Below are 22,821 nucleotides of genomic sequence, written 5' to 3'. Positions count from 1 at the left end.
GAAAGAACCCGTGCGTCCTGCACGGGCGGGACAGCGAAGATGGTTTCGAGCCCATAAGCCAACTCCCCCGCCACTCAAGAAAGTTATCATCGGAGGACCGGCGAAACGTTGGCCCCTTGTCTCACGGACTGTAGTATCCGCTCAGTGACTTCATCAATTGAACCCACTCCATTCACGCGGGTGAGGAGTCCTTGCGAGGAGTAGATTTTTATCACTTCCTCCGCCTGCTGCTGGTAGAGCTTTAGGCGGTGGTCAATGATGGCTTTGGTGTCATCGCTGCGCCGCGACTGCGCTGCCCGGGTCAGCATCCTTGACACGAGAACGTCGTTGTCAGCCGAAAGTAGAAGTACAACATCCAACTCATATTCGCGTTCTGCGAGGATGGAGTCTAAGAACGTAGTCTGGGCGATATTTCGAGGATATCCATCGAGCAGAAAGCCTCTCGCTGCGGATTTCTGGCTGAGGCGGTTGTGAATCAGTTTGTTGGTCAGTTCGTCCGGAACGAAGGTGCCGGTATCGATGTACCGCTCGACTCCAATGCCTAAACTCGTGCGGCTCCTGACGTGGGCGCGGAATATATCCCCTGTGGAGACAGAGGTGGCGCCAAGCAAGTTTGCAAGGCGTTTGGCCTGGGTGCTTTTGCCAGCACCGGGGGGTCCCGTAATTATGAGTTTCATCTAGGTCGGCAGTGAAAGTGCTTGTAGGTGGGTGAATCTCTCTCGATCAGGTTTGTCTAGGCGCTCCGCCTCAGGCCTAACAACGCCGGCGCCCAGGGCGCTCGTATTAGTGGGCACTGCATCGGCTCGCTCGACCACCTCTCGGGGATGCGTTTCCTTAACAGAGATCCAAAGTATCGATCCATCTGGCATAACGGCCTCCACCACGCCTGTTCACGTGGCTTTCCCATTGAAGCGAATTTCTGCGTATCGACGTAGACCAGATCCAAACGCCCGGTTGCGTAGCTTCCCCAGCTGCATGTCGAAACTATGCGTCGGATTGGTAAGACCATTTGTACGTAAATTGCGTTATGATGTCAAGCAGGCAATCCGCGACGACGACTGACTGAGGTTCTGGCTTTTCAGGGTAGTAGTGACTCGGGAGCTTCGCTCTAAGCGCGGCAGCTGCCTCTGCGCAATGGAGCGTAAGGGGCAAGAACCGTCTGAAAGGGAAAGAGAGGCAGTGAAGCTCATATCCTCTCCGCTCACCCCCGGCCGCCTTGGAACGGCTGAGCCGCAACAAAAAGTTCCGGATTCCTGCCCGGCCTTCGGAATGCCACCGACCGGTGAGGCCTGACCCATGAGTCCTGTTCATTCCGTGACCACATACAGCGACCCGTTGGAGGCCGCCAACCTTATAGCATCCGTCTACTTTCCACATGAGTTGCGCGTAGTCGGTCAACCACAAGACTTCGGGCTGCGGCTGAGGGCCACCGGCCTCGGCCCTGTGACAGTTGGGGTACTGGGCTGGGGTGCCGACGTGGCCGTTGATTCTACCTATCCTGGGTCGTTCGCATTCAATATTCCGCTTAGCGGTCGGATCGAGTCCTCGCACGACGGGCGCAGGATTAAGTCCGTGAACGGACACGCTACCGTCTGCTCCCCCGATCGGCCGGCTCGCATCACCCTATGGAGTGCTGACTGCGTCGGCATTGCGCTGAAAATTGATCGCGAGTACATGGTCAGGAAGATTCGGCAGCTCACCGGTACGGACGACGAGATCCTTCTGCCGGACCAACTGGACCTGTCCGGACCCCGCTGGCGAGGCTGGGTGAACCTGCTGCGTGCCCTTCCAGGCCAGGACTCCGGTGAGGAGGATCTTTTGGGCGGTCTCGACGTCAGCACGCAGCTCAGCGGTGCCATCACTGATTCCCTCATCGCGGGCCTGACCTCGGACTCCCCCAGCCAGAACTCTGCAGCGGCGGCCCGACCCCGTCACGTCAAAAGGGTGCTGGAGGCTGTGCACGCAGATCCGGCCCGCGGATGGACGCTCAGCGACCTGGCTGAGCTTGCCGGAGTGAGCGGCCGCAGACTGCAGCAGTCCTTCCGGACTACCTTGGGCCTCTCCCCCACCGAATACCTGCGCGACTTGCGCCTGACGCTGGTGCACCGTGACTTGCTGGAGTGCACAGGTGGGGCATCAGTCCGGGACATCGCCGCCAAATGGGGTTTTGTGCATGCGGGGCGTTTTTCATTGCTATACAAGCAGAAGTACGGACGGCTTCCGTCCAGCATGCTGAATTTGGAATAGCGGCTTCGATCAACAAGAGCACCCAAGGGCGATGGGCAGTGGGGAGGGAGAAACGGACGACCTGGCAGTATAGAAGGAGAACACGACCTTAGCTTGGTCTGTCCCTTAGCCCGGACGAAGTTGGTAACCGAGGCGCCGTCGACGACGAATGCATTGGTGATCGCCCTCGCTCTGCCAGGCCCCTGCGAAGGACTCCGCTTTGACGCCAGCCGCCTAGCCGTGACGGGGAGGAACTCGGCGGCGCAATTAGGGAGTACTCCGACACGGCGCTGCTGGAGTATACGGTCGCAGCACATGAGTCGTGATCAGCTCTGGCCGCCGGCAACGTCCGCGGAATCCGAAAACTCACCGAGCGCGCGGTAGTGACTGCCAGCTGTCGTACTTTTCCGTTGCCCGGCTGGAATCGGTGCCACGAGTTTGCCACCAGGACGGTCCGTTGCAAGGGCAGCTTCAACCTCGATGCCCTGGAAAATGAGGAGATCGTGGAACGATGATGGGTGGCTCCCGGAATCTAGGAGCCACCCATCCTACGCGCCGAGGCAGTCAGCCGCCGTATGCTGCGTTCAGCTGTGCGGTGTCATAGTACTCCTCGAAGGACTTGACCTTACCGTCGATGAAGCGGAAGAACTGGACGTAGCGGCCTTCGTACTTCACGTGTTTTCCACCCCAGATTCCGTCGGCCTGCACGTCGATGTTGCTGTGCGAGCGGGTGATGATGACGTTGGGGTCCTCGCCAGGGATAATCTCGTCGATGAACCAGTCGAAGGTTCCGTGCATGTCATCGTGAATCGGATCCCAAAAAGCCTTGACGGCCTCCCAACCGGCGTGCACGCCCACCTGGCACACGGCAACATCTCCGGTCACATAAGGGGTAATTACCGATGGGTCCTCGTCGGCCCAGAGTGAGTAGAAGCGATCCTTGTCCTTGAGGTACAGGGAAAAGAATTCGATGATGACGTCGATGTTCCGACGGGCCGTTTCGTTACTGGTCGTGGCCTCCGACAACAGGGTCACGCCGTTGATAACTGTTTCCATAATCTGCTCCTACTTCAGGTGGGACGGAATTTCATCGAGGATGACGGTTTTGTTCTCCAAGAATGGGCGCAGCCCGTCCACGCCGCCCTCACGGCCCAGGCCAGACTGCTTGAAGCCGCCAAAGCCGATCCGCATGTCACTGCGGAAGACGTTGTGGCCGACAGTCCCAGAGCGCAACTGGCGGGCGACGGCATAGGCGCGGTCTACGTCGTTGGTGAACACGGAGTTGTTCAGGCCGAAGATCGAGTCGTTTGCCAGCTCGATAGCGTGCTCCTCGTTGTCAGCGGGGATCACGCTCAGCACCGGGCCGAAAATTTCCTCGCGGGCGACGGTTGCGTTGTTGTCAACGTTGGCCAGCACGGTTGGTTCGAAGAACCAGCCGCGCGACAGGTGAGCAGGGCGACGACCGCCGTGGGCCAGAGTGGCACCCTCGGAGACGCCTAGCCTGGCGTAGTGCTCAACCTTTTCGAGCTGGCTGCGGGTCGCGATCGGACCCATGCCGGTGGCCGGGTCGAAGGGATCGCCGACCTTGACCCCGCCGAAAACCGAGCTCAGGGCTTCAACAAGCTCGTCATGACGGCTGCGGCTGACAATGACGCGCGACAAGGACGAACAGACCTGCCCTGTCAGGAAACAGGCGTAACCGGCGATCGACTGGGCGGCAGCGTCAATATCGTAGTCATCCAGAACCACAGCTGCGGACTTGCCACCCAGTTCCAGGGTGACGCGTGCGATCCGCTCCGCGGCGAGACCAGCGATACGTTTGCCCGCGCCGAGGGAGCCGGTAAAGGAGATCTTGTCGACGTCGGGGTGGCGGACCAGACGCTCGGAAGGGCCGCGGTCAGCGGTCACGACGTTGAGCACGCCCGGCGGCAGCCCGATGGCCTCGGCGATCTCGGCCATCACATACCCCGCTCCTGGGGCCTCCGGTGAGTTCTTTAGCACCACTGTGCAACCGGCCAGCAGAGCCGGGGCGATCTTGTAGGCCATGATGTTCATCGGAGCGTTCCAAGGAATGATCGCGCCCACGACGCCGACCGGTTCGCGTACGATCAGCGCCAGTTTCCCGCCTCCGGGCGGATTGTCGAACCGCTCCTCGAACGGGAACGTGTCGGCTAGGTCGGCGTAGTACTCGTATGCGCCGCCGATGGTGCCGGCAAAGGCGTGGGCCACCGCATGGGTGGTGCCCATTTCGCTGGGCCAAATCTGTGCTACGTCGTCGACGCGCTCATTGAGCTTCTCACCCATGGAACGCAGGTACTCGGCCCTCTCCGCATGACTCAGGCGGGGCCATGGGCCGTGGTCGAAGGCGGCGCGTGCAGCGGCGACCGCGCGATCGATGTCAGGTTCCGTGGCTTCGGCGACACTGACGTACACCTGCTCCGTTGCCGGATTTATGACGTCGATTCGTCCTCCGGTCGCGGGCTCAACCCACTTCCCGTCAATAAACAGACATTCCGGGCGCGCAATAGGCGCCGCAGAAGTCACCAGTCCTTGAATCATTCCCAGTCCTCTCTAATCGCTTAGCCCCCACTCGATGCGGCAACCAAGCCGTTTTAAAACCGCTTTGCAAAAATCCAGGGGTTCTTCCGCTAACGGGGGCGGTCCCCGCCACGTGCAGCGCGGAGACCTTCTCTGGCGCTAGGCCAAGGCTGCCACCGCCAGCCCTGCCGGTCGGGCCGCAGCCGCCGCCGGTGTGTACTTCTCCCGGTAGATCCTGCGCGGCGCCATGCGCCGACGCTTGAACGCCTTGATGCCCGCCTCCACCATGACCGGCGGCCCGCAGAGGTAACCCGAATAGTCCTTGCAGGAATCAAAGTCCTCCAGCATTACGTCCGTCACGTGGCCGGTCCGCCCATCCCAGTCCTCCATGTTGAGGGCCGGAACATAGTGGAGATTGGCGAATGTCTCGGCGTATCCTCGCAGCTTGTCAAAGTCGTAGAGGTCGGCCGTGGTGCGGGCGCCTTGGTACAAATGGATTTCACGGTCGGGATCCAGACTCAGGGCGTGCCTTAAGATCGACATCAGCGGAGCCAGCCCGGTGCCGCCCCCCACCAGTATCAGGGGGGCGCCGTCGACATCGGCATAGGTGAAATCGCCGTACGGTCCGGACAGCTCGATCGTGTCGCCCTCCTGCAGGGTAGTGAAGATCCACCCATCAGTCGCTTCGCCGTCCGGAACCCGGCGGATGTGGAATTCGAGTTCGGTGGGCGTGCTAGGGGCGCTGGCCATGGAATACTGCCGCTTAGCACCGGTGCGAGGCACCGTCATTTCCACGTATTGGCCGGCGCTGAACTCCATCGGCTTTTCTAGCGAGACCAGCAGCCGCCGGGTATCCTCAGCGATGTCTGCCAGACCTGTAACTGTTCCGAGGAAGTCCTGCAGCCGATGCCGGAGTCCGCCGGCGACGCTTTCGCCCACGGGCTGGATCTCAACGTCGGAACAAGGGGTCGCTTGGCAGGCCAAGGCCATGCCGCCGTCCCGTTCAGCCATGTTCAACGTGTCCAAGGGCGACTGGCGGTGATCCACTTGCCCGCGGAGGACCTGGACCTTGCAGGTTCCACAGGTTCCCTGGTTGCAGGAATTCGGGATCCAGATCTCATTGCGCAGCAGCGAGTCCAGGAGCGGCTGGTCCGGGCGGCAGCCGACCTCTTCGGAGGTCGAGGCCAGCTTCACGCCGTGAAGGGAGTTTTCAGTCACGGCTATACCTCCCACTTCGAATGTAGGGACTCGGGCCCGCGGAATGCCCAGCCCCAGAAGCCGATCCGGTCTTGATCGCTTTCCAGATTCGGAATTGCCTCAAACAGCTCCTCCAGTGCGATCCGGCACGCGGTGTTTGCGAAGTAGATGCCAGCGCAACCGTGCTTGCCCGCTCCGAAGGCCAGATGGGGCAGCGGAGGGCGCGTCAGGTCGTATTCCGACGGAGCATTGTACAGGCCGTGGTCATGGTTGGCTGAGCCGTAGGACAGCATCACCACCGACCCGGCCGGGAGATGCACACCGGCGACAGTCGTATCCTGGATATTCTCCCGGGCCGTCGCGGACCAGATCGGGGAGGTCCAGCGGATGCCCTCAGAGATGGCGCGCGGAATCAGTCCAGGTTCGTCGATGACAGCCTCGAGCTGTTCCGGGTTGGTGAACAGTCCGGCGAGAGTGGATGCCATAGCGTGGGCGGGCTCCTGCAAGGCACCAAGGAGCAGGGCGATGATCGTGGGGTAGATGTAGTTCCGGTCCCTGACCTGGCCTTCGGGCATTCCGTCATGGAGCCAGTGGGAAATAGCGCCGTCGTCGGGTTCAACAGTCCACTTGTCGAGAAGCGGTTCAACCACGGCCCTAATTTCTGCCTTGGCCTCATCCGCGGGCCTAAATCCCTCCGGATTGGCGAAATCGCCATTGCTGTCCACTGCCACATTGGCGAAGGACACGCTGAGCTTATGGAACCACTCTCGAAGCTTGTCCGAGCTGACATCCTTGAAACCGAGGAAATCACCGACGGCCCGAACGCTGACCGGCTCGCAGAACTGGGCAACCAGGTCGGCTTTGCCGTCGTTTTCGAACTGCTGGATGTAATGCCGGGCGATCGGACGGACCATGTCCTCGATATAAAGGTCCACTTGCTTGGGCTGTAGCCCCGGATCGATCATGGCGCGCAGGTCCTTGTGAAGGTCCCCGTTCGATCCGATGATGGCCGGGTGCCCGAAAATCCTGGCGCCGGTCTTGGGAATGAACCCCTGGAATTCCGGGCTGGTGGCGACCTGCCGGCAAACTTCGGCCGAGGAAGCGACGTAGGAGCCGAGCACCGGAATGTAAGCCAGCGGCGCCTCGTCGCGCAGCCGCTCGTAGATCGGATAGGGGTTGCGCTCCAGCTGCTCCATGGTGATCTCGTCGATCCAGCTGAGGGGTACCGATGTCGTCGTCATTTTTCTCCTGCTTCATCACAGTTGGTGGGATCTAGGCCGCGGTGCCTGTGCCGTTGGCGCCGGCAGCATGTTTTGAGTATGAGCAGGATCACACTGGTGCTCAATGGACAGACCGATAAACGTTTCGCAATCTGGATCGAACTGCGCAATCTGGATACGGCACTACCCCAGAGGATGCGGTTCCGGGTGACACCTCAGGTGAACGCGCAGTGGGTCACTGCCAGGTGTAGATCCGTCCGTCCGGGTATCTGCTGGCATAACGGTCCCCTTCCCCGGCTGCCCAAGCTGTCTAAAAGTTTGGAAGGCGGGGAATTTGATAACAGGGGAGGAAGTGCCTATAGCCAAATCGGCCAAGGAATATCCCCATTTGCAGCTGAACCCCTTTTCTCTACCGTTGCCACCACGGGGACGAGGGCCGTTTCGCAAAGGAGATCGGGAACCGGGCCGAGGCAGAGCAGCACGGCCTATCTGCGGTGTTTCATCTCCTTGTACAGGCCCACAGGACTGCAGGCAGCCGCCGGCGAATAGTCCGTAAGCTACGGGCGCCAGCGCGGTCAATGATCAATGGGCGAACGGGTACCTGGCGGCCCGCGCTTCAACTGGTGACATGTCCGCCGACGGCAATCACGGAGGCAGAGTGGGCATTTCCAGTCCGCAGCGGTCTGACTGGCAAACGTTGTGAGTAGGTGATGAAACGAATACGGTCGGGCGGGGAAGGATTTCTGCGGCTTTTTGCAGGGCGAGGCACCACTCTCACTTACTCACGCTGGAAGACTGGGTTCCTCATCGGAGGCGCCCGTGTGCACCTTCCTTGCCAGGCTTCGAGCTCTCTGAGGCTGCGTGGAATGTTTGGGAATGGGGGCCGGCTGTTGCTGCCAAGTACTTACCGTAACGGCGGTAGGGAGAACCGCCATGGACGCACCGGCCGCCTCCAGTTCACATCCTCGTGAATGCCCTGGAACGTGAAACTGTTGCTCTGCAGGCGCTGGAAGGAAACCCCTTCGTGTCTTCCCCTCAGCCAGAGCTGGTCCACCTAGCGTTCGGTTTCGGGAGATCCAAAGGCCTGTTGCCGGGGGGACCATGTCGCCGCTATGGATTCAGCTCAGCCCCGAGCTGTTCTCCCCACGACCATAAGTTCTTCGAACACAGAAATCGTAGGTGATGGCTAGCTCCCGGTGAACCTGATTCCGGATGCTGCGTGTCGCCACCGGGACGTCACGCGTTGTCAGGAGAACTGCGCTAGCCGCGGCGCACGTAGGTTCGGGAGCTTGGCTGCACCGGGGGCTGTGCGCGCGCCACATACATTACCCGTCGTGATGGTGTACCAGCGCAGGGCGAACGGTCACGCTTACTCAGCACCTAAAACGTGGGCGCCTGGTCATCGTACGGCTGACGCTACGTCCACGATGGCTGCCATCAGCAGGTCTGACACTACTTCGATTGCGCCGATGCCGTTGATCTGGGCGAGGACCCCGCGCTCGGCGTACCGTGCTGCCACGGCTTCGGTCTGCTTGTGGTAGAGGTCCAGGCGGTGGCGGATGATGGTTTCGTTGTCGTCGCTGCGGCCGGTTTCCTTGGCGCGGCCCAGCAGGCGGGAGACGAGTTCCTCGTCGTCGGCGGTGAGCTGCAGGACGAGGTCGAGCTTTTCTTCCCTTTTGGCGAGGATCCCGTCGAGGTAATCAACCTGCGCGGTGGTGCGAGGGTAGCCGTCCAGAAGGAAGCCGTTTTCGACGTCGTACTCGCTGAGCCGGTCGCGGACCATCTTGTTGGTCACGCTGTCAGGAACGAAGTCACCTGCGTCCAAGTACTTCTTGGCTTCGATGCCAAGGGGCGTTTCGCCCTTCACGTTGGCGCGGAAGATATCGCCGGTGGAGACTGTCACGACGCCGAGGCGTTCGGAGATACGTTGTGCTTGGGTTCCTTTGCCGGAACCAGGTGGTCCAATAATCAACATTTTCGTCATTGCGAGCCTTTTCAGGGGCTAGTAGGGAGTTGGGCGCAATTGTCGTTCCAAGTAGGGACGAGAGAGGCGGGACGCGGCCAGCGGGGGTCTATGAGTCTTTTGGCAGGCGTATGACTAAAGGCAGCATCTCAGGCAGCCGCAAGATTATCGCCCTTCTGTACTTCCCCTAGTTCCGATTGGCCGAAGACTACACGCGCCTGGCCCTGCCCGCGGCGGTGCGGTTGCATGTCATCCTTACTCCATGACGACCACGGCGCGGCCGGTGATCTTCCCGGCCTCGAGGTCGTCGAAAGCCCGCAGGGCGTTCTCGAAGGTGTAACGCTCCAGATTCACGTTGATCCTTCCGGTACGTGCCAGCGCCACGAGTTCGTGCAGGTCTTGGTGCGTGCCGCTGTACGGGCGGGTGAGGGAGACACCCCAGGGCAGGGAGGTGGAGGTCTGGGAGGTCTCGAATTCGAAAACGCCGTCGCTGAGACCGGGCACACGGATGGCGCCGTAGGGTGCCACGATGGAGCTGGCCAATTTTAAGGTTGCGTTGTTTCCCACCAGATCCAGCACGAAGTCCGCGCCGTGGCCGCCGGCTGAGTCCGTGACCTTGGACGCCACGTCCCGGTCGTCCGAGCGGAAGACGTGATCTACTCGGTCCTTGACCGCGGCCAGCGCCTCGTCCTTGATGTCCAGGGCGATGATGGTGGCCCCGGTCATGGCGCGCAACAGCTCCACTGCAAATTGTCCGAGACCACCGATGCCGATGACCACAGCGGCGGACCCGGGGCGCAGCTGGTCTTTGGCCGCGTTGATGGAGTGATAGGGAACCAGTCCGGCGTCAGGAAGGACTGCGGCGAAAGCTGGATCTAGCCCGTCAGCCGGGACCAGTGCAGAAACGGGAACGGTGACGAAGTCGGCCAAACCGCCGTCGATCGATACCCCAGGAGTAGCGGCGGGAAACATGCGACCGCCCGTATTGAGGCAGGCATTTTCGCGACCGGCAATGCATTGGCGGCACGCCCCGCAGGACCACACCGGGTGCACAATGACTTGGTCTCCTACCACAAAACCCTGCACGTCGGGGGCGCATTCGGCGATGATTCCAGCGATCTCGTGCCCGAGCACGATACCTCCAGGGATCATCTGCTCCCCGGACGCGCGGAAGTGGATGTCGGTTTGGCAGACGCCGGCCGCGGTGACCCGGAGCAGCACGTGCCCCGCAGCTACCGTCGGCCTTTCGACTTCTGTCGCGGCCACATCGCCTATGCCAAGGTACTGAATCGCACGCATTCTTCTTCATTCCTCCTTGACGCCGGCCGGGTGAACTGTTGCCCGGCCCGGACATTGACACTTGTATTAAGCCCTGCGCTTCATCAGACAGCGAATATAAGCCGCTGGGTGTGCTCTGGGAGCATGGCACCAGGAAAACCTGGACCAGTTGGAAACTTTCCGACGGACAGCTTGCGCGTCCATGGGCCCGCGAACCATGAACAGGAGCCACATAGAAGACCCGCACGGTCGATAAGGTGCGGTGAGGCACCGCGTTGCGATGGTTGATGATCCGGGTGATCATTAGGCGCCTCACCGCAGTCTGAAGGGCCGGCAGGTATTACCGGGGCAAGGATGTTTGGTCGGTTATCTGGTGACGCTCAAGGAACTCTGTTCGCCGGGGATTTGGAAGTTGAAGACAGACGTATCGAAATGGTTGTAAGCTTCGTAATCCACTAATTCGTACAGACGCGCACGGGTCAGCATGTTCTGCACCTCGCTTTCCTGGGTGCCGTGGTGCTTGATGGCCTCCAAGGTCCGCTCAGTGGCCCCCATCGCGATCCGGAGCAGCGTGACAGGGTAGATCACCATGTTTACGCCAACGGAGGCCAGTTGATCGGTGGTGAACAGGTCGCTCTTGCCGAACTCGGTCATATTGGCGAGGATCGGCACGTCCACTGCGTCCCTGATGGCTTGGAACTCGGTCAGGGTGCGCATCGCCTCGGGGAAGATGGCGTCGGCGCCTGCATCGACAAGCGCCCGGGCCCGGTCCTGCGCTGCGGCCAGACCGTCCACCGCCCGGATGTCGGTTCGCGCCATGATCAGGAAATTGGGATCGCGCCGGGAATCCGCGGCGGCTCTGATCCGCTTGGTGGCCGTGTTGATATCGACTACGTTCTTGCCGTCAAGGTGGCCGCAGCGTTTAGGGTTGAACTGGTCCTCGATGTGGCAGCCTGCCAGACCGGCGTTCTCCAGCTCCTGGATGGTGCGGGCAACGTTCATCGGCTCACCGAAGCCGGTGTCCGCGTCGACGATGGCCGGCAGATCGGTCATCCGCGCGATCTGCCCGGCGCGGGTCGCTACCTCGGTCAGCGTGGTCAGCCCGATGTCCGGTAAGCCCAGGTCATTGGCTAAGACGGCGCCGGAGATGTAGACGCCTTCGAAGCCCTTTTCCTCGATCAGCCTGGCCGAGAGTGGATTGAACGCGCCGGGGAACTGCTGGATCCGGCCGGAGGCCAGGCCTGCGCGCAGGGCCGAACGCTTGTGTTCGGGCGTCGTGGTGGAATACAGCATTTGATTTCTTCCTTCGATTTGCGGTGAGTTCGATACTGCCCTCGAGGCTGGTGGAAATGCGCGGTGGAAGGCTGCCCAGAGCCGAGCAGTCGCCGGCACCGATGCTTGCACTTCAGGGTTCCAGGTTCTCGGCCCGATCTTCGGATGCCTTCAGGAGGTGCTTGAAGGTATCCGCGCAACTCCTAGCGTGATGACACCTTGCCGAAGAGGCTGGCCATGGGCGTCAGGAAGAGCGGCCGGGCGAGCAGCCACGCCGCCGCCGTGGTCACAATGGAGCCAATGAATATCCAGAATCCCAGCCACCCGTCGGAGGACTGTGCGGCATACATGTGGTTCAGGTTCCTCAGCGCCCCAGTGGCGAAAACCAGGAAGACATGGACTATGACAAAGCCAACGAAATAGATCATGACGGGAAAGTGGATGGCACGAGCAGCCTCTACCGGATAGATCCGGTTGAGGCCCTGCGCGTTCTTTGGCCAAAGCTCGGACATCCTCGCGCCGGAAACGACTGCGAGCGGCGCGGCGATGAACACCGTGAGGAAGTACGCCAGAACTTGGAGTGAGTTGTAGTTAACCCAGCCGTCCTCGGTGGGCCAATCCAGGGATGCATACTGGAGTCCTGCTGAGACAGCGTTTGGGATGATTTCCCAACTGGTGGGCACAATGCGCATCCACTGGTTTGTGGCGAACAGCAGCACAATGAAAACGACTCCGTTGGCCAGCCAGAGGATGTCCAGGCTCTGGTGGAACCACAGGTCCAGGCTGATCTTCTTGGGCGGGTTCTTGCCACGTTTCTTGGGGGTCCAGAAAGCCTTGGGCCTTGCCGTGGTCCGCACGGCGATGCCGCTGCGGATGATCAGCACTATAAAGAAGGCGTTGAGGAAGTGCTGCCACCCCAGCCATGCGGGCAAGCCGGTCGGCGCATTATTCGGCAACTCCACATGGCCGGGATATGTGGACAGGAAATCATGAAGTGGCTCCAGAGTCCTCAGCCATTTGGCCAGGAGGACGAGGGCGACAATGGCCACCACGGCTGCGCCGGCGCGCACCCACGTCTTGGTTCCCGCCCTTTGAGGCCGCTTGGCTCCCCCAGGCGCCTTGTGTTCCATGGTGGCCATGGCCAGTCCTTTCCGGCAGGATGCCTAGTTGGAGCGCACTGCCAGCGCGTCGATCAGTTGGGGAACCACGTCGAAGATGTCTCCGACGACGCCGAAGTCGGCGACGTCGAAGATCGGTGCATCCGGGTCACTGTTGATCGCCACGATGGTACTCGCCGTCTGCATTCCGGCACGGTGCTGGATCGCGCCGGAGATGCCCAGGGCGATGTACAGCTTCGGCGCGACTGTGGCACCGGTTTGTCCTACCTGAGCTTCCTGGGCGGTGTAGCCTGCGTCCACCGCCGCGCGCGACGCACCCACGGCGGCACCCAGTGAATCGGCGAGCCGTTCCACCAATGCGAAATTCTCTCTGGACCCCAGGCCACGTCCGCCGGACACGACCGTGGCCGCCCCCTGCAAGGCAGGGCGCGTGGTGGCGACGCCGGTTGCACGTGAGCTGAGGACAAGCGTTGCAGGATGCTGACCGGCCTTCACCTCCAACGGCACCACGTTGGCCTGCGCGGCGGCTGCACGCAGTTCGAAAACTCCACGGCGTAGGGTGATGATTGGCAGTCCGCCGCGGACTTCTGACTCGACTGTGTATGAACCGCCGAACACAGACTGCGTAGCGATGAGACGTGAGTCCTCCATCCTCACCCCGGCTGCTTCGGCAATGATTCCGCCGTCGGTGCGGACGGCCAGGCGCGCCGCAACTTCTCTGGACGCGGTCGAGTCCCCGACGAGTACCGCTGCCGGATTGATGCTGGAGACGGCGGTAGTGACCGCATCAAGGGCAGCCCCCACCAGGCGCTGATCGCCGGGATCTTTGATGGCGACAAGCAGCAATTCAGCCCCCAGTCGGCCCAGCCCTGCGGCCACCGTTTCGACGTGCGCTTCCGCCGTCACGACCACTGCGCTCGGTGTTCCCAGCGCGGAAGCAGCTCCAAGCAGCTCAGCGGCGTTGTCCGGGATGCCCCCGGCAGGTGTGGTCTCAATAAATGCCAGCACGTATGTCATGTCGATTACGCCCTTATACCAGTTGTCGGGCGACGAGGAAGTCAGCCAGCTGTGCCCCGGCATCCCCGTCGTTTGCGATCTTTATTCCAGCGGTCTTCGCCGCGCGTTCAGTGACCTGGAGAACCCACGTGCGCCGTGTCTCTGTCGAAGGAGCGATTCCAAGATCAATGGCGCTGAGTGTTTCTATCGGCTTGCGCTTGGCGCCCATGATGCCCTTGAAGCTCGGGAACCTCGCTTCGCCGACACGCTCCGTAAGGGAAATGACGGCGGGAAGCGGGGCGCTGACTGTCAACGTCGCGGTCTCGGTGACGTGCTCTCCACGAACGTAGTCTTCATCGAGCTCGACCGTGTCCAAGGAGGAAAGCAAGGGCAGCCCAAGGTGCTCGGCCACCATGGCAGGCACGATGCCAGCGGCTCCGTCAGTGGACTGGTTGCCAGCCACCACCAGATCGAAGTCCAGCTGCTTCAGGGCAGACGCCAAGACTCTTGCCGTCATGCCTGCGTCCGCGCCCTCGAAGACCTCGTCCTCAATATGGACCGCAGAGTCGGCGCCCATCGACAGCGCCTTCCGCAGCGCCTCCCTGGTGTCGCTGGGGCCCATGCTCACTACGACCACTTCCGTTGCCTTCTTGTCAGCATCCTTGCGTCGGAGGGCCACCTCAAGGGCACGTTCGTTGATCTCGTCGAGGACGCGGTCGGACGCGTCACGATCCAGCCGACCCGTGATCGGATCCAGCCGACGAATCTCCTCAGTGTCGGGCACCTGTTTGATTAGCACCACAATCTTCATCTCTTGGTCCTTAACTCTCGGCCTCCGGCTGCTGGGGCGCCTGCGGAAATCAAAATCTAAATGGTTCTACCAATAAGTTACGCGACGCGTTCGGAAGCGTCAATGGGTAGCCAGAATGGTTAGACCTATCACTCTCGGCGCGTCTAGAATGGCAGGAACTCGAGAGACCGTTCTTGATCGACGAAACGGAGTACAGCATGGCACCCACTGTGGCGACGCAAGGTTCCACCGCTTCACACCCCTTCAGCGGGCCTGTGGACGGCGAGGCCGCGCTTTTCACCAAGGTCCGCCCGCGGCGTGGATTTGAGTACATCTCCGAGCAGATCAGGGAGGCTGTTGCTTCCGGCAAGTTGACCCCAGGTTCCCGACTTCCCGCCGAAAGGGACATGGCCGAGATCTTCGGGGTGAGCCGGCAGGGCGTGCGGGAGGCCCTACGCGGTCTCGAGATGAGCGGATTGATCGAATCGAAGCCAGGTGTCAGCGGTGGCGCCTTCATTCGGAGTGGCGATCCGGGGGTCGTAACGCGAGCGGTGAATGACCTGGCATCGCTCGGTGCACTGTCCTCAGAAAGTCTCCTGGAGGCCCGCATCCTGTTGACGTCTGACATCGTTCGGCTCGTCTGCGAGCGGGCAACGGAGAGCGACTTCGAAAAGCTCGAAGCCTACATCGACGCCTTTGAAGAACAGGACGCCCAAAGCGCGGCAGGCGCTGACAGGACACTGCGGGTGACGCATTTCTACTCGATTCTGGCGGAGGCCACTCATAACGAGGTTTTGGCTATGCTTATGAATTCGCTGACGGAAATCGTGCAGCGCCGCCTCAACAAAGTCGGACCTGAGCCTTTGACGAACGTCACGCAGATGCGCCGGAAGTTGGTGAAACACCTGCGCGCAGGCGATGCCGATAGTGCGGTGCAGGCAATGACAGAGCACCTAAAACGAGTCGAACACCGGCTGATCGAGAAGGAAGCGCCGCTGGCGGCGTCCAAGAAGTAGGTCTCAGCACCCGAAGCGGGCGGATCGTGCCCACGGAGGCCATTGCGCCACATCCCGGAACCGGGGGCTGACTGAAGGGCTGGGCGCGTTCCACCTAGGTCGGCTAGGTCCGGACGTCGCCCGCGGGGATACGAGGCGGGTAGCGGGAACTGGGCGGGCCGGGACGTAGTTGGTTATTACCAATTCGCACGGCCGCACTATAGAAGCCGGAGCCGCCCGTACACACTTGGGCCGCCATCAGCGTCCGGGCCCGTTTCGCGGGACGCTGATGGCGGCTTCCTCTCGCCTAGGTGTAGTTCCGTGGGAACTGCACCTAGGCGACGCCGGCGGGTACGGCTACAGCGTCCAGCACTGGCTGGCCGCTGATTCGGCGGACCAGTCCAATGGTGTCGTTCACCAGACGCTCCCCGCGCCAGGCGACTGTGCCGTCCGGCCGGACGATGACGAGCTGGGCGCCATAAGCGTGAGCAGCTTCGATGCTTTCGATATCGAGAACCCTTAAAGGGACACCGGCCACGGCCGCGGCCGCTTCCAGCTCGGCAACTTCGATCGCCGAATTGAAGCGCAGAGCGACGAATTCCTTGCCGAACTCATCTAGCGTGGAGTGGCCCTCCGAGAGCCAGACGTGGGGTGCGCGGTGTCCGGGCCGGCCGGTCTGCTCGTAGGTTTGTACCTTCAGCGCAGCAAGCGGTGTTCCGTCGGGGACTACAACCGGAGATCCCTCGTACACGTATCCGAGGTGGATGCCGATGCTGAACCACTCCCGTTTCATCGCCTCGGTGTAGGCCTCGCCGTATTCGCGGCGGGCAGTTTCGGTCGCCGGGCTATCGTCGTTAAACACCTCCGCCGGCGGCTGTGCCACGCGGGGGCCAAGCATCCGCCTCAGGTTGTCCCCCGCTTCCGTGACATTGCGAATCGCGACTGGGCGCTGTTCGTACTCGTAGCTGTCCAGCAGCAGGTCCCCACCCCAGCCCTGGAGTTTGGCGGCGAGCTTCCAGGAAAGATTGACGGCATCGAGCAAACCCGTATTCATCCCGAAACCCCCGGTCGGGGAGGTGAGGTGCGCGGCGTCACCGGCAAGGAAAACCCTACCTTTGCGGTAGGCATCGGCTACGAGCTGCCGGCGCACCCATGGAAGGATGGAGAGAATCTCGAAGTCGAACTCGCGTCCAACGGCACGGACGATTGCCGCGCGCATTTCCGCTTCATCTACGACGTGCTGTGAATCGTCGCCTATGAGGGAGAAGCGCCACTGATCGCGTCCATTGATGGCTACCAGGGTCGCCCAGGTCCCTTCGGGGCCGATGAAGATGTACCGGTAGGCGGGTTTCATGGAGTGCAATGACTCCAGGTCGTCGCACCGGAAGATGGCATTTGACGTGTAGGTCAGCGCTCCTTCACCGCTCATCTGGATACCCAGGTCCGTGCGGACCTTGCTGTCCCCACCGTCGCATCCGACGAGGTAATCTGCCTCAACTTGGTATTCGGTGCCGTCCTCGGCTGACCGCAGGGTGGCAGAGACATAGTCCCCGTGGTCTTCGAAGGACAACAACTCCGTGCGGTACCGAATGTCTGCATGACCGGAGCGGTTGGCGAAGCGTGCAAGGACGGGGTCGAAGAAGTTTTGCGGGCAGCGCTCTCGGTGCTGCGGGCTCTGCGGGGGGGTCTTCTCGTGGGCAGGCGGTGCGAATTCCTCGCGGCCGAACTCATAGCCGTTAAGATCTGTGACCCAGGCACAGTCCTGGATGTACTCGCGATTGTAGCCCGCGGAGTAGACATCCTCGACGATCCCCCACCGGCGGCAGAACTCCATGCTGCGGATGCCGATCATATCCATTTTTGGCTGGAACACTGTCGCGGTGCGTGCTTCCACCAGAACACTGTCAATGCCACGCCATCCGAGGTCGCCAGCCAGGGCCAGGCCCACGGGGCCGCCTCCGACGATCAATACTGGGATCCTGCTCGCCATCTTGTCCACCTTTCATGGTTCGTGCATGTGGGGCTCCCCGACTGGCCCATGGTGAGCGGCAGACAGGCTGCGTTGGCAGACGCGCTTCATGATGCCCCGCCGCTGCAATTGATCTTATGGTCAAACCATTTATATTGACAAGCCCCGACGGACGAAATTGCCGCTCCAAGGTTGACTCACTCGACGGGCGGGCATAACCTTTCAAATGGTTCTACCTTTTGACGACACAACCGACGCCTTAAAGCGAGGAGAGAGCAATGACTGTAACCCGAGTTCTCGACGATGATGCACGGATCCGTGCCGAGCTGCGCGAACGGCTGGGATCGGACGGCCTGAAAATCGCCCAGCCGGATGAGCCTCCGCTGTTCACCCGGACCCCGGAATCGCCTATGCAGCCGATGCACTGGAAATGGGCCGACCTGCACGCCTATTTGGAGGAACTCGGGCGGGTTCTTGACCTCAAGGCGGGCGGCGATCGCCGGACACTGCGTCTGGCCAACCCGGGTCTTGAGTACGGCACGACACCCACGTTTTGGGCGTCCATCCAATACATCAATCCCGGTGAAGTTGCTACGGCACACCGGCATTCCCCTGATGCCTTCCGCTTCGTCATGCACGGCAACGGGTGCAGCACCACCGTCGAAGGTGAGCAGTATGAGATGAATGAGGGGGACCTGGTCCTGACCCCGAACTGGATGTTCCATGACCACGTCCACAACGGCGACGAGCCCATGATCTGGCTCGACGTGCTGAACATCTCCCTGAGCCGAAAGCTTGAGAACATCTTCTTCGATCCCTACGAGGCCGGCGTTCAGCCCGTCAGCGACCAGCCCCAGAAGTCGTGGCGCGAGTTCGGATCCGGACTTATGCGACCGGCCGGCCCGGCGCCGAAGCTCGAACGCAACCCGCTACTGGTCTACACGAAGGCGCAGGCAGACGCCGCACTAACGCTTGCCAGAGGACTCGAACCGGATCCGGTGGACGACGTCATCCTCGAGTATCAAAACCCAGCCGGAGGCGGTCCCGCCCTTCCGTCGCTCTCTATGAAATCCCAAATCATCCGACCCGGTTTCCACGGCCTGATCCACCGTCACAGCGGCAGCAAAGCCTACTACGCTCACAAGGGCTCCGGCACCATGTTGGTCAACGACAAGCGCTTTGACTGGGGCAAGGGCGACTTCATCACCGTCCCCCCGTACGCCAAGGTGCAGCACATCAACAACGGCACTGAAGAAGGCGGTCTTTTCCGCGTCGACGACACGCCGATCTTCCGCTATCTCAACGCCTACTTCGAGGAGACCACGCCGGCAGATGGGCAAACCGCATGAAGCTCGCGGTCTATGACGACAACCGAATAGGGCTGGTCAGGAACGGGATCATCCATGACGTCTCGCACCTGGTACCCGCAGAGTTCGACGCGTGGCCCGAGCAGAGGATGAACTGGATCATCCGAAATTGGGCAGGGGTTTCGGGGCTCGTGGAGGACGCTGCGTCCAACAACGGCAAGGCTGTACAGGACGTCACCCTCCGCGCGATCAACCCTGCGGCGCCGCACGTGTTTGCCATTCCGGCGAACTACAGGGCCCACCTGGGTGAGATCGGCAAGCGCTCGATCACCAAGGGCGGCCGAACCGCCCGCGAGGTCGGGTTTTTCCTCAAGGCACCGGGTTCGCTCAGCGGAGCAGGAGAGCCGATCGAATTGCCGGCGGGATCGAAGCGCCGCTTTGACCACGAGTGTGAACTCGCCGTGGTCATAGGAAAGGCCGGACGAAACATCCGGCGTGAGGACGCGCTGGAGCACGTCTTCGGCTACTCCTGCCTGATCGACCTGACCATGCGGATCGAACCAGGGGAATTCGAGGAAGACAGGTCCCTTCGTAAGTCGTTCGCAACCTTCACCCCCGTCGGGCCGTGGCTCGTCACGGCGGATGAACTCGGCAGCACCGATGAACTGCGTTCCCGGCTCCTGGTCAATGGCAACGAACGTCAAGGCGCGCGGATCGGTGACATGATCGTGGGCATCGCCGAATCGATCGAGCTGATCTCCTCCGTCGTGCCCATTCAGCCAGGTGACATTATCGCCTCCGGTACACCCAAGGGCGTCGGGCCGCTGGTCCCCGGCGACGTCGTGGAGATCGGTATCGACGGGATCGGCAGCATGTCCCTCAACGTGCGCGAGGCTGCTGCCGCACCGCGCCCCTTCTGACAGCGGACACCCCAAAGCCCGGGCCACCACCAGAGGCCCGGGCCTCTGACCAGTAGGAGAAAAATGCAAAAGCTTCCGGCCGTCTTCATGCGAGGGGGCACCAGCAAGGCGCTGATCTTCCATACCCGAGACCTGCCCGAGGATCGCTCATTGTGGGACGCCATCTTCCTTGCATCCATGGGCAGCCCCGATCCCAACGGCCGCCAGCTCGATGGCCTGGGCGGCGGAATCTCGTCCCTCTCCAAGGTATGTATCGTCGGACCACCCACGCGGCCGGATGCCGACATCGACTATACGTTCGCCCAGGTCCAAGTCGATACGGCTGTGGTGGATTACGCCGGTAACTGCGGAAACATGTCCTCCGCTATCGGACCTTTTGCCGTGGACGAGGGACTGGTGCAAGTCAGCGACGGTAATGCATCCGTCCGCGTTCACAACACCAACACCAACAAGGTCATCGTGGCCTCGTTCGGCGTCGAAGGCGGAAAGGCGCTGGCAGCAGGTGACTACGCCATCGATGGAGTGGCTGGGACTGGCGCTCCCGTTCGCCTCGATTTCCTTGACCCGGGCGGAGCGGCGACGGGACGTCTCCTTCCGACCGGTCACGTCTCGGACACTCTGGAACTTTCGGATGGCACACCGGTGGAAGTGTCGATGGTGGACGCAGCAAATCCGTGCGTGTTCCTTCGCGCAACGGATCTCGGCCTTACCGGCACAGAGCTTCCGGAGGCCCTCGAAGCAGACCCCGGTCTTTCGGAGAAGCTGGAGCAGCTCCGCCGGTCCGCTTCGGTGGCGATGGGCATCGCTGATTCCGTTGACGCGGCAGCCCGCAACAGGCTGACTCCCTTCATTGCCCTGGTCGGCCCGCCACAGCCGTACTCCACCCTCTCGAAAGCCCTGGTCAGCCCTGGTCAGGTCGATGTGGTCGTCAGGTTCCTCTCCAGTGGGCGGCCGCACCGCGCGATCCCCGTGACGGGCGCCATGTGCACGGCCATTGCGTCCCAGATACCGGGAACGACCGTCCATTCCGCCCTCGGACAGCCGGACGACCCAAGCGAACGTCCCATCCGGCTGGGCACTCCGTCGGGAATACTTGATGTGAACGCCGCCGCCTCCGTAAGGGACTCCGACGGCGCGGACTTGCCACCCGCACAATACAGGGCTGAGTACGCCTCAACGTATCGGACCACCCGCAGGCTCTTCGAGGGCTTCGTCTATGCGCCTGTAGATTGACCGGCGATGCAAGGCCGGGCTCCGCCGGTCAGAGGCCGCGTGGGCCGATGACCGGCGGCGCGAATTCGGGCCGGCGCCGTTGCCTGAATGCTCTGATCCCTTCACGGAAGTCCGGCTGGCCCGTGAACTGGCGGATAAGCTCCTTTGACTCCTCCACAGCGAAACCGGGTCGTGAATGGAGGAGGTCTGCATAGAGTTGGCGCTTCGCGCTGGTCACGGACGCCGGTGACACCTCTTTGGCGATCATGCGCGCCGTTTCGTAGACCGTACTCAAGAAGTCCTCGCCGGCCGGGTGGACGCCGTTGAGGAATCCCATGTGCAGCAGTTCCTCCGCGGTGACCACGCGCCCGGTAAAGAGGATGTCTGCGGCGTGGGTCGTGCCGACGATACGCGGCAGGATCCAGGACAGCCCGTACTCCGAAGGAAGCCCAAGCCGCGGCGTCGAAGTCGTGAACTTCGCTCCTGCGGCCGCGAACCGCAGGTCGCAGAAGCTGACCAGGGCGGCGGCAATCCCGGCACAGGCGCCGTTTATGGCCGCGATCACCGGTACGCGCAGTCCCCACTGCCATACGAGATCCGCCTCGAACTCGGCGTTCACGCCGGATCCGGGTCGGGCATATTCCTCGGAGGTGCCGGTGCCGGTGTCGGCGTGGTTGTCCTCGCTGCCGGCGTGGAAGTCCAGTGCCTTGGCATCCGCCCCCACACAGAACTGTCTTCCAGTGCCCGTGACTACGATCACGCGGACGGATGAGTCGTTATCCAGCGTGTCCATAACCCACCGGTATTCGAAGTTCATCCGGTTGGTCCAGGAATTTCCCCGCCCCGGACGGTGCAGCCACACAGTGGCCACGCCTTCGTCGATCTGGTACTTCGTGACCTTAAGGTCCATGTTCACTCGGCCCCGGGACCCGGGTGGCCCGTCGTCGCCTTCATGAACTCCAGGGCCTGCGGCCACGACAAACGGTACGCGCTCTCGTTGACTGCTTCATTATGCCGGCGTTTGTCGCTGAAGCCGTGCTTGGCTTCCGGGTAGAGCTGGATGATACTGGGCGCCTGGTGTCGGGACTGAAGAGCCTGCTGGAGCGCAAGGAAGCTCTCCCGCGGAACGATCGAGTCTTTGCCCGGATAGGCCATAAAAACGGGCGCTTCGATCATGCCCGCGTGAGCCACGGCGTCAACCGCCTCCGCAGTCTCGCCCATGGTGACGGTCGGGTGGAAAGCTATGACGTTCACAAGGGACCTGTTTCGCCCACCGAGAATTAGTGCGTATCGTCCACCGAGGCACCAGCCGACGACGCCGATGCTAGTGAGTCCGAGTTCTTCGCGCATGTGCCGGAGCAGGCGGTCCTGCTCCTGGAGGGCAACGTCGTCCTCCAGCTGCTGGCTTAGGACCCGCAGATCGTCGAAACCTGTGTCGTCCGAGCTCCGGCCGTGCCATGTGTCCCAAGCCAAAGCCACGTTTCCCGTAGACCGGGCGATGGTGTCGGTCCATTCACGTACCTGCTCGCCAATGCCCGTCACCATGGGCAGGACCAGCATTCCAGTCGCCGGGCGGTCACCGGCTGCCGCCGTGGGCGAGGCCTTGTAGGCGCGTAGGCCGTCGATCTCGATATATCCAGTAATGATTTCACTAGGCAAAATTCGTCCTCCGTCACAGCGGGCCTTGCGGAAAGATTTCAATAGGAACATTCCCCAGAGAACCCCACAACCGAAATAAGGTCAAACCATTGAAGGAATTGCTACGTCGACGCCGACTCTGCATTGACAAGCAACACGTAACGCTGTCAAATGGTTAGACC

The 22,821-nt window shown here is 61.7% G+C and carries 19 protein-coding genes; 5 read left to right on the top strand and 14 right to left on the bottom strand.

Annotated features, from left to right (window positions below; translation table 11 throughout):
- Positions 1-86 precede the first annotated feature (86 nt).
- On the bottom strand, positions 87-677 hold the full coding sequence (locus FNL14_RS12330) for an adenylate kinase (protein WP_142060446.1): 591 nt from the start codon (positions 675-677) through the stop codon (positions 87-89).
- A 619-nt stretch (positions 678-1,296) separates the two neighbouring features.
- Here FNL14_RS12330 and FNL14_RS12325 point away from each other — a divergent pair.
- Complete coding sequence (locus tag FNL14_RS12325) at positions 1,297-2,247, top strand: AraC family transcriptional regulator (protein WP_142060444.1); 951 nt, start codon at positions 1,297-1,299, stop codon at positions 2,245-2,247.
- A gap of 543 nt (positions 2,248-2,790) precedes the next feature.
- Here the strand turns inward: FNL14_RS12325 and FNL14_RS12320 are convergent.
- The 10 genes from FNL14_RS12320 to FNL14_RS12275 form a co-directional block, all read right to left on the bottom strand.
- On the bottom strand, positions 2,791-3,282 hold the full coding sequence (locus FNL14_RS12320; RefSeq protein ID WP_142060442.1) for a nuclear transport factor 2 family protein: 492 nt from the start codon (positions 3,280-3,282) through the stop codon (positions 2,791-2,793).
- 9 nt (positions 3,283-3,291) lie between these two features.
- Positions 3,292-4,785 carry an aldehyde dehydrogenase gene (locus tag FNL14_RS12315; RefSeq protein ID WP_142060440.1) on the bottom strand — a complete coding sequence of 498 codons (1,494 nt, stop codon included), beginning with the start codon at positions 4,783-4,785 and terminating at the stop codon, positions 3,292-3,294.
- A 138-nt stretch (positions 4,786-4,923) separates the two neighbouring features.
- Positions 4,924-5,982: a 2Fe-2S iron-sulfur cluster-binding protein gene (locus FNL14_RS12310; protein WP_220126172.1), complete on the bottom strand. Its 1,059-nt coding sequence runs from the start codon at positions 5,980-5,982 to the stop codon at positions 4,924-4,926.
- Between the two features lie 2 nt (positions 5,983-5,984).
- Positions 5,985-7,202 (bottom strand): cytochrome P450, encoded by a 1,218-nt coding sequence (locus FNL14_RS12305; RefSeq protein WP_142060438.1) that lies wholly within the window; start codon positions 7,200-7,202, stop codon positions 5,985-5,987.
- A gap of 1,378 nt (positions 7,203-8,580) precedes the next feature.
- Complete coding sequence (locus tag FNL14_RS12300) at positions 8,581-9,156, bottom strand: adenylate kinase (RefSeq protein WP_181762618.1); 576 nt, start codon at positions 9,154-9,156, stop codon at positions 8,581-8,583.
- Between the two features lie 243 nt (positions 9,157-9,399).
- The gene (locus FNL14_RS12295; RefSeq protein ID WP_142060434.1) at positions 9,400-10,443 is read right to left on the bottom strand and encodes an alcohol dehydrogenase catalytic domain-containing protein; all 1,044 of its coding nucleotides are present in this window, start codon (positions 10,441-10,443) and stop codon (positions 9,400-9,402) included.
- Positions 10,444-10,788: 345 nt separating this feature from the next.
- A complete protein-coding gene (gene prpB / locus FNL14_RS12290; RefSeq protein ID WP_142060432.1) occupies positions 10,789-11,715 on the bottom strand; it encodes a methylisocitrate lyase in 927 nt (308 codons plus the stop codon).
- A gap of 182 nt (positions 11,716-11,897) precedes the next feature.
- Positions 11,898-12,824 (bottom strand): cytochrome b/b6 domain-containing protein, encoded by a 927-nt coding sequence (locus FNL14_RS12285; protein ID WP_255470813.1) that lies wholly within the window; start codon positions 12,822-12,824, stop codon positions 11,898-11,900.
- 33 nt (positions 12,825-12,857) lie between these two features.
- Entirely contained in the window at positions 12,858-13,829 is a 972-nt protein-coding gene (locus FNL14_RS12280; protein ID WP_142060428.1) for an electron transfer flavoprotein subunit alpha/FixB family protein, read from the bottom strand.
- 13 nt (positions 13,830-13,842) lie between these two features.
- Positions 13,843-14,619, bottom strand: a complete 777-nt coding sequence (locus FNL14_RS12275; RefSeq protein ID WP_142060426.1) for an electron transfer flavoprotein subunit beta/FixA family protein — start codon at positions 14,617-14,619, stop codon at positions 13,843-13,845.
- A gap of 197 nt (positions 14,620-14,816) precedes the next feature.
- Between FNL14_RS12275 and FNL14_RS12270 the strand changes: the two genes are divergently transcribed.
- Complete coding sequence (locus FNL14_RS12270; protein WP_142060424.1) at positions 14,817-15,614, top strand: FadR/GntR family transcriptional regulator; 798 nt, start codon at positions 14,817-14,819, stop codon at positions 15,612-15,614.
- A gap of 313 nt (positions 15,615-15,927) precedes the next feature.
- Here FNL14_RS12270 and FNL14_RS12265 read toward each other — a convergent pair whose 3' ends face one another.
- Entirely contained in the window at positions 15,928-17,583 is a 1,656-nt protein-coding gene (locus tag FNL14_RS12265; protein ID WP_142060422.1) for an FAD-dependent monooxygenase, read from the bottom strand.
- A gap of 257 nt (positions 17,584-17,840) precedes the next feature.
- Here FNL14_RS12265 and FNL14_RS12260 point away from each other — a divergent pair, with 257 nt between their 5' ends.
- The 3 genes from FNL14_RS12260 (at position 17,841) to FNL14_RS12250 (ending at position 21,022) form a co-directional block, all read left to right on the top strand.
- Positions 17,841-18,911: a cupin domain-containing protein gene (locus tag FNL14_RS12260; RefSeq protein WP_142060420.1), complete on the top strand. Its 1,071-nt coding sequence runs from the start codon at positions 17,841-17,843 to the stop codon at positions 18,909-18,911.
- A complete protein-coding gene (locus FNL14_RS12255) occupies positions 18,908-19,789 on the top strand; it encodes a fumarylacetoacetate hydrolase family protein (protein ID WP_142060417.1) in 882 nt (293 codons plus the stop codon). Before FNL14_RS12260 ends, FNL14_RS12255 begins: the two co-directional genes overlap by 4 nt.
- Before the next feature lie 63 nt (positions 19,790-19,852).
- Positions 19,853-21,022 carry a 2-methylaconitate cis-trans isomerase PrpF family protein gene (locus FNL14_RS12250; protein WP_142060415.1) on the top strand — a complete coding sequence of 390 codons (1,170 nt, stop codon included), beginning with the start codon at positions 19,853-19,855 and terminating at the stop codon, positions 21,020-21,022.
- Between the two features lie 28 nt (positions 21,023-21,050).
- Here FNL14_RS12250 and FNL14_RS12245 read toward each other — a convergent pair whose 3' ends face one another.
- Together FNL14_RS12245 and FNL14_RS12240 are read right to left on the bottom strand one after the other, a co-directional pair.
- Entirely contained in the window at positions 21,051-21,911 is an 861-nt protein-coding gene (locus tag FNL14_RS12245) for an enoyl-CoA hydratase-related protein (RefSeq protein WP_142060469.1), read from the bottom strand.
- A gap of 2 nt (positions 21,912-21,913) precedes the next feature.
- Complete coding sequence (locus FNL14_RS12240; protein WP_142060413.1) at positions 21,914-22,660, bottom strand: dienelactone hydrolase family protein; 747 nt, start codon at positions 22,658-22,660, stop codon at positions 21,914-21,916.
- Positions 22,661-22,821 lie beyond the last annotated feature (161 nt).

The sequence above is a fragment of the Pseudarthrobacter sp. B4EP4b genome (assembly GCF_006680095.1).
In the GTDB taxonomy this organism is placed as follows: domain Bacteria; phylum Actinomycetota; class Actinomycetes; order Actinomycetales; family Micrococcaceae; genus Arthrobacter.
The sequence above is the reverse complement of the archived record's forward strand: the minus strand, read 5'-3'. Positions and strand labels throughout refer to the sequence as shown.